We start from the raw sequence: 12890 nt of genomic DNA on the forward strand, positions 1-12890 counted from the left end.
CTGTCGACACTCAGCCTGCCCAGGACGTCTTTGATCGTCAATAGCTGCGGTAAGTGTGGACACAATTCATGGCCGTGGCCTAAGTTCCAGAGCATGCGCACTACATGGGACTTCACAGGCACCCGGGCGCTGGTCGCCGGTGCGGGCGGGATCGGGGCGGTGATCGCCTCGGAGCTCGACGCGGCGGGCGCCTCGGTGGTCGTCCTCGACATCGACAAGGAACGGCTCCCGGAGAACGGCATCGCCGTGGATCTGACCTCCCCGGACGCCTGCCGCGCAGCCGTCGCAGAGGCCCGTCGACTCCTCGGCGGAATCGATGTGTTCGTGCACGCGATCGGCGTCAACGACCGCCGCCCGGTACTGGAGACACCGGACGAGGTGTGGGATCGGCTCATCTCCGTCAATCTCACGAGCGCCTTCCATCTGGGCAAGGCGGTCGGTGAGGTCATGGTGTCCGGCGGTCACGGGCGGATCGTCTATCTCTCCTCCGTCTCCGGCCTGCTCGCCCACCAGCACCACGCGCCGTACGCCGCGACCAAGGGCGGGGTCAACCAGCTGCTGCGGGTCATGGCCCGGGAATGGGCACCGCACGGCGTGACCGTCAACGCGGTCGCGCCCGGCTACACCGAGACCGACCTCACCCGCGAGTACCTCGCGACCCCCGGCATGCGCGCCTCGATGGAGGGGCTGGTCCCGGTCGGGCGGCTGGGCCGCCCCGAGGACCTCACCGGACCGGTGCTCTTCCTCGCCTCCGCCGAGTCGGCGTTCGTCACCGGGCAGGTGCTGTACGTCGACGGCGGGCGGACTCTCGTATGAACACCCCTTTTGCAGCAAGCGCCTTCACGATCGGAGCCCGTATGACCCCCGTTCCCTCACGCTTCACCGGCAAGACCGTCCTCGTCACCGGTGCCGGTACCGGATTCGGTGCCGAGATCGCCGTACGAGCCGCGCAGGAGGGCGCCGACGTCGCCGTCCACTACCGGCGGTCCCGTGCGGGCGCCGAGGCGACCGCCGAACGCGTCGCCGCGCTCGGCCGCAAGGCGTTCGTCGTGCAGGCCGACATCGCCGAGCACGAGCAGATCAAGCGACTGGCCGACGAGGTGTGGGCCCACTTCGGGCGGCTCGACGTGGCCGTCAACAACGTCGGGGACGTGGCCCGCGAGCAGATGTCCTGGCGGGACATCACCGAGGAGTCCATCGATCACGTCCTCGCCGTGGATGTGAAGGGCACCCTGCTGTGCACGCATGAGTTCGGGGCGCGGATGCTGGAGCAGGAGGGCGGGGGTGCGATCGTCAACGTGGGGTCCACGGTCGTCGTGCGCGGTAGCGCGCGGGCGCCTCAGTATGCCGCCGCGAAGTACGGGATCATCGGGCTGACCAAGTCGTATGCCCATGCGTTCGCGCCGGCGGTGCGGGTGAACGTGTTCGCGCCGGGGTTCATCGAGACGGAGGCGACGCTCGGGCGGGAGGACTGGAAGGGTGGGCGGGGCGAGGTGTTGCGGAACGCGACGCCCATGGGGCGGATTCCCGGGCCGGCGGAGTTGGCTGGGGCTGCGTTGTTCCTGGCGACGGAGGATGCGCAGCACATTACTGGTGGGTTCCTGGTGGCCGACGGCGGCTACAACATGATTGGGGCCTAGAGGGTTCGGGTTTGGCTGCGGGTTTGTGGGGGCTGGTCGCGCAGTTCCCCGCGCCCCTTTGGGCCGGCTGCTCAGCCCTTCTCGACAAGTTCCGGCCCCCGGGAGATGGTTCGCATCCCGGGGGCCGGTTGTCTGTCGTCTGTTACGCCACCGTCAGGGTCAGTGCTCCCGTGTAGCTGGTGCCCGGGGTGATCGCTGTCGCCGTGCCGTTGACCGTCAGGGTTGCCGTCTTGCCTGACGGGGCCTCTATCGCCGCGTCCGACGCCAACGTCAGGGCGCTCAGGTACGACGTGCCCGTCACCGTCCACGTCGAGCCGGCGCCCAGCGTCACCAGGACGCCGTTGTTGACCACCGCGCCCGGCGTGTTCGTGACCTCGCTGATCTCGCGGTACTCCGCCGAAGTGATCGTCGAGACGCTGTGCTTGGCCGTGGTCGCCGAGATGACGCCCTCGACCGTCGAGCCGCTGAAGGTGAGGGTGAGGTTCTGGCCCTGGAGGTTTCCGGTGCCGCCGCCTCGCACGGAGTTGTAGAAGTCGCCCTTGAGCTCGATGTCGGTGAAGGTGCCCATCGCGTCGGTGGACTGGGCACTGGTGGTGACCCAGGTCGAGGACTTCGTCGGGGAGCCTGTGGGCTCGGTGTAGGTGCCGATGGTCTCGGTCTTCCACGGCTTGCCTGACACCGAGACACTGCTCGGGCGGTCGGTGTCCATGAGCTGGAAGATGACGCCGTTTCCGGGGTTGATGGCGGCGCCTTGGGAGCCGTCCACCGTGAGGGAGCCCGCGACGGCCTTGCACATGAAGGCCGTCTTGCCCGTGTTGACCTGGGTGCCGCCGTCGATGGTGACCGAACCGGCCGCGTACCAGAGCACCATGAAACGTCCGGCGTTCACCTCGGTCGACTTCACCGGCAGCCTTTTCAACTCGGCGGTGGTCAGGCCGAGTTCGAGGGAGGTGTTGAGCGCGGCGACCGCCGCCTTCGTGCTGTCGCCGTAGTGGGCCGAGGCTCCCCAGTGGATGAGGGCGTAGTCGCCGACGTCGAAGGTGCAGCCGAGGAAGTGTTCGGTGACGTTGCCGATGGCGTAACTGCCGTAGCCCTGGCCGCCGGTGTTGGCGATGGTGGAGTTGATGGCGGTGAGGGTGCAGTAGCTGCCACCGTCGACCGAGAGGGCGCCCCATTTCTCCGAGGAGATGGTGGAGTTGATGTACGACGCCTTGGTGCTCGCGCCCAGCAGGTTGGTGGTGCGGACGTTGCCGGACAGGCCCAGCATCCACGGCACGGTGATCATGTAGCGGGTGTCGCCGGTGCCCGCGGTCGGGTACTCGTCGGGGACGGTGCCGTCGGCGCAGTGCAGGGTGGAGTTCTTGACGATGACGTGTGCGGAGGCGTCGGCGATGACCGCGGTGCGGACCACGCCCTCGTTGCTGATGGTGGCGCCGTCCAGGACGAGGGTGGTGCCCGCTCCGGTGCCGACCACGGAGGCGCCGTAGCCGATGAAGTCGCAGCGGCCGTTGCCGGCGAAGGCGATCTTCGGGTTGGTGAGGGTGTAGGTGCCGCCGCCGGTGACGTACACGCCGTTGAACGCCTCGCCGTTGGAGAGGAGTTGGATGTTGGTGGCGGCGGTGTCGGTGACCTTGCCGCCGCGTACGTCGGAGGGTACCGACTTGGACTCGTCGACCCCGTCGGCGTCGACGTAGATCGCCTGCCGGAAGGGGAAGGTGAGGTCGCTGTAGGCGAGGTCGTTGGCCTCGGCGACGGTGAGGACGATCGTGCCACGGTAGGTGCCGGCGGCGATCGCGGTGGCCACTCCCCCGTAGCCGTCGGTGAGTTCGGCGAGCCGGGCGCCGGTCTCCACGCCGTTGACGGTGAGGGTGAGGCTGTAGCCGTCGGGGACGGTGATGACGCCGCCCTCGGCGATGGTGAGGCGGGACGCGGTGGTCGTCGCGGTCAGTTCCAGGGTCTCCCCGGAGCCGACGGTGATGCGGTTCCCGGCCTTCGAGGCGGCGTGCGCGCTCGCGGGGGCGATGAGCGTGGGTGCCATGGCGGCGGCGACCGCCACGAGCAGCGCGCGGGGACGGGCCCGGTAGGTGACCTCGGGGCCTTGCGTGCCGGTGCTTGTCACGTGAACTCCCTTGTTCTCAGTGGCTTCCAGGCATGACTGACCGCCGAGGGGGTTGGCGGTCGGCCGGGTGAGGGGGGCTGAACCGGACGGTCAGGGGGTCCGGTTGATCAGCTCGATGAGATTGCCGAACGGGTCGGCCACGAACGCCATACGGGCGTCCGGGCGGGGCGCCGGGCACGGGCGCATCCGTACGGCCGCGCCCGCGGCGACGAGCCGGGTGAACTCGGTGTCGACCTCGGCGGCGGTGTCGACACTCAGGCACAGGTGGCCGTAGCCGAGCGTGCCCGCCGCCTCCAGCGGGCCGTCGGCCACCAGGCCCGGTACGGCGTCCGGTCGGTGCAGCAACTCGATGCGGTAGCCGGTGGCATGACGGAGCATCAGGCCGCGCAGGCCGGTACCGGGGACGGAGAAGGCGCGCTCCTCGGTGAGGTGCAGGGCCGCGCGGTACCAGCGGCTCGCGGCCTCCAGGTCGGGGACGGAGATTCCTATGTGGTCCAGCCTCACTGGCGGGCCGCTTCCGGTCCTGTCGGCACCTTCTCGCCGCGGATCTGCGCGAGCACCCGCGTGCGGAGTTCGGCGAAACGGGGGTCGGCCCGGGTCGTCAGCTGGTCACGGTCGTCGCCGAGGGGGACGGCGAGGTTGTCGAGGACGGCGGTGGGTTTCCCGCCGAGGACGATGACGCGGTCACCGAGGTAGACGGCCTCGTCGATGTCGTGGGTGACCACGACGACCGTGATGCCGAGCCGTCGGCGTAGTTGCAGGGTCAGGTCCTCCAGGTCGAACCGGGCCTGGGCGTCGACCGAGCCGAACGGCTCGTCCATCAGCAGCACCGGGGCGTCGTACGCCAGACCGCGCGCGATCGCCACCCTCTGCTGCATACCGCCGGACAGCTGCCACGGGTACTTCTCGCCGACGTCCTGGAGGCCGACCGCCTCCAGACACTCCAGCGCCCGGCGCCTGCGGACCGCCTTCTTCATGCCCCGGCCCTGGAGCGGGAAGGCGACGTTGTCCCAGACGCGCAGCCACGGCAGCAGGGAGCCGCGGTAGTCCTGGGAGACCACGGCGATGTCGGCATGCGGTGCGGTGAGCGGCTGCTCGCCGTAGCGGACCCGGCCCCCGGTCGGTGGGGTGAGTCCGGCCAGGCAGCGCAGGAGCGTGGTCTTGCCCGCGCCGGACGGTCCGACCAAGCACACCGCCTCCCCCGGGTCCACGCGCAGGGACAGCCCGTCCAGCACCCGGTGCGCCCCGAAGCTCATGGAGAGGTCCTCGACGTACAGGCTCGATCCGCGGGTCATACGACGGCTCCGTTGCTCTTCTCGATACTCGTGGCGGGCGGGGTCCGCGGGGCCCGTTCACGCGGGGCGCGCTGGTGGTACCAGCCCAGGAGACGGTGTTCGACCAGCAGGAGCAGCACGCTGAGGGCGTAGCCGACGATGCCGATCAGGATGGTTCCGGCCCAGGTCTCGGCGACGTGGAAGCTGGAGCCGCTCTGGAGGATGAAGTTGCCGAGCCCGATCGGTGATCCGTAGATCTCGCTGACGACCATGAGGACGACGGCGATGGACAGGGCGACGCGGACGCCGGCGAGGATCTGGGGCAGGGCGCCCGGCAGGATCACCCGGCGGAACCTCAGCGGCCAGGGGATGCGGTAGCCGCGGGCGGTCTCGTGCACGGCGGGGCCGATGGACCGTACGCCGCTGATGGTGTTGAGCAGGATGGGCCACACGGAACCGAGGAAGATCAGGAAGACCTTCGGTCCGGAGCCGATGCCCAGGGTGAGGATGATGACGGGCACGAAGCCGACGGTGGGGGTGGCGCGGGCGAAGTCGAGCAGGGGGCCCGTGGCCAGGCGCAGGGTGCGGACCTCTCCGATGACCAGCCCCGCTCCCACCCCCACCGCGGTCGCGAGGGCGAGGCCGAGCACGATGTTGCGCAGGCTGAACAGCAGGTCCTCGACGAGGTCGCCGTGCGCGAGTTCCTGCCACAGGACGGCGAGGACCTCGGTGAGGGGCGGGAAGTAGAAGCTGGTGCTGCCCGCGGTGGCGACGAGTAGGACGACGAACACCAGGGCAGGCAGCCACAGTTGGCGCAGGATCGGTTTCCACGGCAGGGCGGGCGGCCCCGGTCGGCGCGGCTTCGGTTTCCATGGCATGGCCTGCTACTCCTCTCCGGCGTGGGCGGGTGGCCGCCAGCGCAGCAGGCGGCGTTCCGCTCTCTGGGCGAGCAGGGTGATCGTGTAGCCGATGGCGCCGGCGGTCAGGATGTAGGCGTACGCCTTGGCGGAGGCGCCCGCCTGCTGGGACTCCATGATCATGTGGCCCATGCCGGGCAGCGTGGTGAGCACCTCGACGCCGATGGAGACCAGCACCGAGGTGGTGGCCGCCAGGCGCAGTCCCGTCATGATGGACGGGGCCGCCGCCGGCAGGACGACCCGGCGCATCCGCAGCATCCGGGGGATGCGGTAGCCGCGCACGGTCTCGTGTACGGCCTGGCTCACGCTGCGGGCTCCGTACTGGGCCTGGAGCAGGACGGGGAAGACGCAGGCGATGAAGACGACCGTCGCCTTCATGCCCGGGGTCGAGCCGAGGACCAGCAGGAACACCGGCAGGAGGGCGATCACCGGGAAGGAGCGGAGGATCTCCATGAGCAGCCGGGACGATTCCTCCGCGGCCGCGTACACGCCGGTGACCAGTCCGACCGGGATGCCTACGGCGATGGCCACGAGGAGTCCGGTGACCGCGCCGCGCAGGGTCTCCCCCATCGCCTGCCAGAAGGCGCCGCTGCCGAGGAGGTCACCGAGGGCGGCGGCCACCGACGCCGGGCCCGGCAGCGCGGTCGAACTGACCACGCCGACCGCGGCGATCAGCGCCCACAGCAGCAACATGGTGGCCAGTGCGCCGAGTTGCAGCAGCCGTACCTTGACCATGAGCGCTACTCCCCGGCCGTGGTCGGGGCCTGGTCCCAGTAGAGGGCGTCGTCCTTGGGCTCCTTGTCGAGGAGATCGAACGCGTGCATCTTCGTGATGACGGTGCGCATCACGGTCGTGTTGAGGGTCCTGTCGTAGTAGTTGGTGTCGTGGGCGTCGATGAAGTCGGCCGGGACCTGGGTGTACTTCTCGTCGATCGCCTTCACCGCCGAGGGGTTGGCGTTGGCGTAGGTGATGGCCTTGGCGACGGCGTCGATGAACTTCTTCGCGGTGTCCTCGTTCTTGGCCAGGTACTCCTGGCTGGCGAACAGCAGGCCCTGGACCATGCCGGGCACGTCGTTCATGCCGTTGCCGATGGAGCGAAGTCCGCTGTCGAGGCCGGCGAAGTAGAAGGGGCCGAAGGAGAAGACCGCGTCGGTCTTGCCGGAGGTGGCGGCGTCGGTGAGCGAAGTGGTCGGCAGCGCCACGAACTTGACCTTCTTCGGGTCGCCGCCGGCCTTCTGGACGAGGTACTCGCAGATAAACTGGATGGTGCCGCCGAGCGCGGAGATGCCGACCGTCCTGCCCTCCAGATCGGCGAAGGACTTGATCTCACTGTCCTTCTTCACGAGCAGACCGTCGGTGGGGTCGGTCTTCGTCGTCGCCGACTGGAGCCCGGTGACGATCCGTATCGGCATGTCCTGGGCGGCGCCCTTGAGGAAGCCGGAGCTGTCCGTCATGGCGAACTGGGCCTCGCCGTTGAGGACGGACGGGGCGTTCTGCGAGGTGTCCTGGGCGCCCGCCTTGATGGTGACGGAGAGACCGGCGTCCTTGAAGTAGCCCTGCTGCTGGGCGATGTAGAGCGGCTCGAAGATGGCGCCGTTGGAGCGCAGGACGGTCACCTTCGCCTTGCCGTCGGCCGTGGTGGCGGTCGCGGAGTCGCCGCCGCAGCCGGTGGCGGTGAGGGAGGCGACGGTGGCCAGGGCGGTGAGGGTGAGCAGGGTGCGGCGCCGCGGGTTTCTGGTGGTGTCCATGGAACGGCTCTCCTTCAGTGGGTCCGCGCGTGTCCCGCGACGGCGTATGCGGTGGTGGATTCCCGCGGGGCCATATAGGTCCGGAACAGGCCCTCGGGGTCGTAGGCGGCCCGGATCTCCTCCAGGCGTACGGCGTTCGCCGGGCTGAGTCCGTGGTCGAAGCGGTCGGCGAGGTTGTTGTCGGAGAACTGAAGCCCCTTGGACAGGTGCTGGATCTCCGCGAGCCGCCCGTGTGTCCAGTGCTCGTGGGCGAGGTCCTCGGCGGGGTCGGTCCAGCCGGCGTTGGGCGAGAGGTAGAGCTTGGCCTGGCTGGACCAGCAGGCGTTCGCGCGCTCGAGGTGGCCGCCCCACAGCATCCACAGCACATGGCTGGTGGTGTCGGGGATGGTGTCGAACAGCGGGCGGGCCGCGTCGAGAACCTTGTCGACCGGCTCGTCGGTCCAGATGCCGTCGAGGGCCCAGCGCAGGTCCGGCGGGGTCATGCGGTCCGCGTAGTCGTAGAGCTCGGCCATGGTGGTCTCCTGCGCGACCACCTCCCGGATCGCCCGGTCGCGGAACGGCACGTCCTCCAGCGGGGCGAGCGGGTTGTCGTCCGTGTCGCAGAAGGCGGTGGCCGTGACGGAGACCGTCTGCCGGGCGAGCCACGGCGAGAAGCCGACCTTCGCCGAGAACTCGACTGCGGGCGGGAGGAGTTCGAGGGTGTCGTACGACCAGGTCAGCACCTCGTCGAGGAGGTCGAGCGGATAGGTGTGGGCGGTCCGCAGGATGCGCCGGGGCAGATCGTGCAGATCGAGGTGGAAGCGGGTGACGACGCCGAAGAAGCCGGGGCCGCTTCCGCGTGCCGCCCACAGGAGGTCGGGGTGGGTGTCGTCGGTGGCGTGCACCAGGGTGCCGTCGGCGAGGACGACGTCCACGGCGCGGATGCTGAGGCAGGCGGGGCCGAGGCGGCGGGAGTTCCAGCCGTAACCGCCGCCGAGGATGAAGCCGCCGATGCCGACGGTCGGGGCGTGTCCGGTGGGGAAGAACAGGCCGTGCGGGGCGAGTTGATCGAGCAGCGCCGGGCCCTTCACCGCGGGCTGTACGGTCGCCGTGCGGGTCGCGGGGTCGACGGTGATGTCCTGGAGTCGTGACAGGTCCAGCAGCATGCCGCCGTCGCGGACGCCGTTGCCGACCCAGCTGTGGCCGCCGGAGCGGATGCCGATCGGGAGGCGTTCGCTGCGGGCGAGTCGTACGGCCGACACGACGTCCCGCTCGTCGTGGGCGAGGACGATGACATCGGGGTGACGGTCGGGCTTGCGGGCGTTCCAGACGGCGTCGAGACGGGCCTGTTCGTACGCCGGCTCGCCGCGACGGAGGAGCCTGTCCCGGGACAGCTCAGGCATGGCCGTTCTCCTCACATGGGGTTCGAGTCGGGACACTACTGTCGACACTTTGGGGCTTCAAGGGATGTGACAGCGAAATACCTGGCATCTCTGCCGACACTCGTAGATTCATGGCCCGCCCTCAGGCACGGGAGCGAAATCAAAGAGTTCGGCCGGGTTGTCGACCATCAGGCGCCGAAGCCGCGCGGCATCGGGCGCGATCCGCTCCACGAGGTCGACGAGCAGGCCGTCGTCGGGGGCGTCGCCGACGATGTTGACGTGCGGATAGTCGGTTCCCCACACCACACGCTCGGGCGCCCGAGCCACCAGGGCGGCGGCCAGCGTCACGGCGTCGTCGTACGGCGGGCCCTGGCGCGACATCCGGTCGACGCCGCTGACCTTCACCCAGACCCGCCCGGTGTCCAGCAGGGCATGGAGTGCACGCAGCGCCCGGCCGTCGGCAGGGTCGACACGGCCCATATGGTCGATGACCACCCGCCCCGGCAGAGCCCGCACCACATCGCCCAGGGCCCCGATCTCCCGTCCCGTGACGTGGAGTTGAACGGCCCAGTCGAGTCCGTCGACGCGTTGCAGCACCGAGTCGATCTCGGCCCGGGTGGGTGGGGTCCGCAGATGGGGCAGGAAGTTGAGCCGGAACGCCCGGACACCGGCCTCGTGAAGGCGCTCGATCTCGCCCCGCGTGGTGCCCTCGCCGATCAGCGCCACGCCCCGCAGCCGCCCGCTCCCGGCCAGCAGGGCGTCCACCAGCACGGAATGATCGTGCCCGTGACAGGAGGACTGCACGACGACGGCCCGCTCCAGCCCCAAGTGGGCGTGCAGAGCTGCCAGTTGCCCCTTCGGCGCGTCGACCGGCGTGAAGGTCCGGTCCACGGCGTACGGGAAGACGTCTGCGGGCCCGAGGACATGACAGTGGGCATCACAGCTGCCGCGCGGAAGCGCGAGGGACGGGCTGCGAGGGTCGGCATGCGGAGGCGGACAACCGAGCGAGGGCTCCACCTGCGGGGAAGGGCTGCCGGGCGAGGACGCCACCTGCGGGGAACGGCCGACGGGCGCAGGCCCCACCTGCCGCGACTGACAGCCGGGCGAAACCCCCACCTGCGAGGACGGGTCCCCGGACGACGACTCCACCTGCGGAGACAGGCCGCCAGACCCAGGCCCCACCTGCGAGGAACGGCCAACAGGCGCAGCCCCCACCTGCCGGGACAGACAGCCGGGCGAAACCCCCACCTGCGAGGACGGGTCCCCGGACGACGACTCCACCTGCGGAGACAGGCCGCCAGACCCAGGCCCCACCTGCGGGGACGGGTCCCCGGACGAGGACTCCGCCTGCGGGGACGGGCCGTCCGGCGCAGGCCCCATCCGGAGGGGCGAACTGCCCGGCGAGGGCTGCGGGGGCGGGGGGACGGGCGATGGCCCCACCCCCGGGACCGAGCCGCCCGACGAGGACTCCCCCTGCGGGGACAGGCCGAAGGGCGTCCGTGAAGGTGGGGCACCCGGCGCCGGCTGGGACTCGGTTGTGTGGGCGGTCGGTTCAGTCACAGCGGGCCGTCATTCCGCCGTCCACGACTATCTCCGTGCCGGTCACGAACCGCGCCTCGCTGGAGGCGAGGTAGAGCGCCGCGTACGCGGTGTCCCGGCCGTCACCCATGAAGCCGAGCGGGATGCGGGCCTGCCGCTGGGCGAGGAGTTTGTCGACGTCTCCGTCCGCACGCTGGTGCGCGAGCCGGGCCTCGACCATCGGGGTGTGCAGCTGCCCGGGCACGACCGTGTTGACGCGGATGTTGTGGGGCGCGTGCTCGACGGCGGTGACCCTCGACAGCTGGATGACCGCGGCCTTGGCCGACGCGTACGCCACCTGCGCGGCGCCCGTCCAGCGCAGCCCTGAGGCCGACGCGGTGTTGACGATGGCGCCTCCGCCGCCGCGCCGCATGACGGGGATGGCGTGTTTGCAGGCCAGGAAGACGCTGGTCAGATTGGTGCGCAGCTGGCTCTCCCAGTCGGCCAGGCTCAGTTCGACGGCACCGCCGGCACGTGAGCCGCCGACGTTGTTGACGAGGACGTCGATCCTCCCGGCCTCGCGCTCGCACTCCGCGAAGTACGCCTCCACCGCCTCGGGTTCGGTCACGTCGAGGACCGCGGTGCGGGCGGTGCCGCCCTCCTCACGGATCTGCCGTGCGGTGACCTCCAGGGCGTCCTTGTCCCGGTCGGTCAGGAAGACGGTGGCGCCCTCCCGGGCGAAGATCACGGCGGTGGCGCGGCCGTTGCCCCAGCCCGGGCCGACGCTGCCGGCGCCGCCGATGACGGCGATCCGGCCCGCCAGGCGGCCCTGCCGATGCTCGGACAGGTCTTGGTTCACGGGATCTCCCTCGCTCGGACTGCCGAAACTGTCGACAGTTCTAGCCAGGTGTCGACAGAAAGTAAACATCCAGGCTTCAGATGCATGCGTCTTGCCTTTAGTGTCGACACCGAGGTTGGATGGGCGTATGGACAAGCCCCTCGTGTTCACGCCCGACGAGATCGCCCGCTTCCGTGCCGAACTGGCCGCTCGCCGCGCACCCGGCGCCTACCAGCCCGGCCGCTGGTCGGTCAGCCCGCTCAACCGCCGTACGGACGTGGTCGGTTCACTGCCGACCTCGGTGCGGCTGCGCGACGCGACCCTGCGCTCGGTGGAGACGCTGCCGGGTGTCGTCGCGTCCACGGCCGCGAAGGAGCAGTTCCTGCGCCGACTCGTGGGCGCAGGAGTGCCGGAGGTGGTGACGGCGGGCCTCGACGGACGCGACGTGACGACCCTCAAGTCCGAGGTGGAGCTGGTCAAGGGCGAGAACCCCGACTGCCGGATCGTGTGCCCGTTGATGCGTTCCCCCGACGACATCGACCGGGCCGCCGCCGCGGGTTACGACGCCGTGCAGGTGTGGGTGCAGGGCTTCGGGGAGACCTCCGTGATCTACCAGGCGCCCGTCTACGCCCAGGCCTGGCGGGGCGAGGAGTGGCGCACCGAGGCGACCCCGCGCGAGCGGACGGCCGTACTGTCACGCGCGGCGCGGCTCGTGTCGTACGCCCGCGAGCGCGGCCTCGACGTCGTCGTGCCGCTGCTGATGGTGTCGTACGCCACCGAGGAGAGCCACGAGGAGACGGTCACCGCGCTCGCCGCGGCCGGAGCCACGGAGCACACCCTTTTCGACGGTCCGGGGGCGATGAGCCCGGAGGCGTACGGCCATCTGGTGCGCCGCACCCGTGCGCTCGCCCCGGAGGTGGAGGTGGGCCTGCATCCGCACAACACCTTCGGTCTCGCCGTGGGCTGCGCGGTGGCCGCCGTCCGCGCCGGCGCCACGGCCGTCGAACTGTCGGTCAACGGCTACTGCGGCGGCCCGGGCAACGCCGACCTCGCGGCCACCGCGCTCGCCTTCGAGGCGTTGTATGGCGTGAGGACCGGCATCAAGACCGAGCGGCTCACCGAACTCGCCCGCACCGCCGAAGCCCTGACGGGCTATCACCCCGCCTGGAACCACCCCGTCACCGGCACCCACGCCTTCTGCTGGGGCGGCATGGACCTCATCACCCAGGAGACCGAGGTCGACCCTCTCCTGCACAACTGCCTGGAACCGACGCTGGTCGGCAACGAGCGCACCGTCCCCTTCACACCCGACAGCGGCCCCTACACACTCGCCGACAAGCTGGCCGAGGCGGGTGCGCGGGTCACCCGCGCCCAGGTGGACGAAGTGCTGGCCCGAGCACAGGAGTTGATGGCCACGGAAGGACGGCTGCTCACGGACGAGGAGCTGGTGGCGTTGGCGCGGGAACCGCGCTGAC

The 12890-nt window shown here is 70.3% G+C and carries 12 protein-coding genes; 3 read left to right on the forward strand and 9 right to left on the reverse strand.

Annotation, left to right across the window (positions count from 1 at the left end):
- Window positions 1-93 precede the first annotated feature (93 nt).
- Both OG885_RS03925 and OG885_RS03930 read left to right on the forward strand, forming a co-directional pair.
- A complete protein-coding gene (locus OG885_RS03925) occupies window positions 94-816 on the forward strand; it encodes an SDR family NAD(P)-dependent oxidoreductase (RefSeq protein ID WP_405725998.1) in 723 nt (240 codons plus the stop codon).
- 41 nt (window positions 817-857) lie between these two features.
- Window positions 858-1640 (forward strand): SDR family NAD(P)-dependent oxidoreductase, encoded by a 783-nt coding sequence (locus OG885_RS03930; RefSeq protein ID WP_405726001.1) that lies wholly within the window; start codon window positions 858-860, stop codon window positions 1638-1640.
- Between the two features lie 142 nt (window positions 1641-1782).
- Here OG885_RS03930 and OG885_RS03935 read toward each other — a convergent pair whose 3' ends face one another.
- The 9 genes from OG885_RS03935 to OG885_RS03975 all read right to left on the reverse strand — a co-directional run bounded on the left by OG885_RS03935 (window position 1783) and on the right by OG885_RS03975 (window position 11436).
- Window positions 1783-3759 (reverse strand): hypothetical protein, encoded by a 1977-nt coding sequence (locus OG885_RS03935; RefSeq protein ID WP_405726004.1) that lies wholly within the window; start codon window positions 3757-3759, stop codon window positions 1783-1785.
- Between the two features lie 90 nt (window positions 3760-3849).
- The gene (locus OG885_RS03940) at window positions 3850-4263 is read right to left on the reverse strand and encodes a VOC family protein (protein WP_405726007.1); all 414 of its coding nucleotides are present in this window, start codon (window positions 4261-4263) and stop codon (window positions 3850-3852) included.
- Entirely contained in the window at window positions 4260-5054 is a 795-nt protein-coding gene (locus OG885_RS03945; protein WP_405726010.1) for an ABC transporter ATP-binding protein, read from the reverse strand. Before OG885_RS03945 ends, OG885_RS03940 begins: the two co-directional genes overlap by 4 nt.
- Window positions 5051-5911, reverse strand: coding sequence for an ABC transporter permease (locus OG885_RS03950; protein ID WP_405726013.1), 861 nt, complete (start codon window positions 5909-5911; stop codon window positions 5051-5053). Before OG885_RS03950 ends, OG885_RS03945 begins: the two co-directional genes overlap by 4 nt.
- Window positions 5912-5917: 6 nt before the next feature.
- Window positions 5918-6685 carry an ABC transporter permease gene (locus OG885_RS03955; RefSeq protein ID WP_405726016.1) on the reverse strand — a complete coding sequence of 256 codons (768 nt, stop codon included), beginning with the start codon at window positions 6683-6685 and terminating at the stop codon, window positions 5918-5920.
- A gap of 5 nt (window positions 6686-6690) precedes the next feature.
- Window positions 6691-7698, reverse strand: coding sequence for an ABC transporter substrate-binding protein (locus OG885_RS03960; protein WP_405726019.1), 1008 nt, complete (start codon window positions 7696-7698; stop codon window positions 6691-6693).
- A gap of 14 nt (window positions 7699-7712) precedes the next feature.
- Window positions 7713-9080 carry an FAD-binding oxidoreductase gene (locus tag OG885_RS03965; RefSeq protein ID WP_405726022.1) on the reverse strand — a complete coding sequence of 456 codons (1368 nt, stop codon included), beginning with the start codon at window positions 9078-9080 and terminating at the stop codon, window positions 7713-7715.
- Window positions 9081-9188: 108 nt separating this feature from the next.
- Entirely contained in the window at window positions 9189-10109 is a 921-nt protein-coding gene (locus tag OG885_RS03970) for an amidohydrolase family protein (RefSeq protein WP_405742565.1), read from the reverse strand.
- Between the two features lie 502 nt (window positions 10110-10611).
- Window positions 10612-11436, reverse strand: a complete 825-nt coding sequence (locus tag OG885_RS03975; RefSeq protein WP_405726025.1) for an SDR family NAD(P)-dependent oxidoreductase — start codon at window positions 11434-11436, stop codon at window positions 10612-10614.
- A 127-nt stretch (window positions 11437-11563) separates the two neighbouring features.
- Between OG885_RS03975 and OG885_RS03980 the strand changes: the two genes are divergently transcribed.
- Window positions 11564-12889, forward strand: a complete 1326-nt coding sequence (locus OG885_RS03980) for a hypothetical protein (RefSeq protein WP_405726028.1) — start codon at window positions 11564-11566, stop codon at window positions 12887-12889.
- Window position 12890: the final 1 nt, after the last annotated feature.

Source organism: Streptomyces sp. NBC_00028 (assembly GCF_045041065.1).
Taxonomy (GTDB): domain Bacteria; phylum Actinomycetota; class Actinomycetes; order Streptomycetales; family Streptomycetaceae; genus Streptomyces.

What these genes read in the sequence shown, in the direction of transcription:
- OG885_RS03925 (WP_405725998.1), top strand. Translation starts at nt 94, where the DNA reads ATGCGCACTACATGGGACTTCACAGGCACCCGGGCGCTGGTCGCCGGT.
- OG885_RS03930 (WP_405726001.1), top strand. Translation starts at nt 858, where the DNA reads ATGACCCCCGTTCCCTCACGCTTCACCGGCAAGACCGTCCTCGTCACC.
- OG885_RS03945 (WP_405726010.1), bottom strand. Translation starts at nt 5,054, where the DNA reads ATGACCCGCGGATCGAGCCTGTACGTCGAGGACCTCTCCATGAGCTTC.
- OG885_RS03950 (WP_405726013.1), bottom strand. Translation starts at nt 5,911, where the DNA reads ATGCCATGGAAACCGAAGCCGCGCCGACCGGGGCCGCCCGCCCTGCCG.
- OG885_RS03955 (WP_405726016.1), bottom strand. Translation starts at nt 6,685, where the DNA reads ATGGTCAAGGTACGGCTGCTGCAACTCGGCGCACTGGCCACCATGTTG.
- OG885_RS03960 (WP_405726019.1), bottom strand. Translation starts at nt 7,698, where the DNA reads ATGGACACCACCAGAAACCCGCGGCGCCGCACCCTGCTCACCCTCACC.
- OG885_RS03965 (WP_405726022.1), bottom strand. Translation starts at nt 9,080, where the DNA reads ATGCCTGAGCTGTCCCGGGACAGGCTCCTCCGTCGCGGCGAGCCGGCG.
- OG885_RS03980 (WP_405726028.1), top strand. Translation starts at nt 11,564, where the DNA reads ATGGACAAGCCCCTCGTGTTCACGCCCGACGAGATCGCCCGCTTCCGT.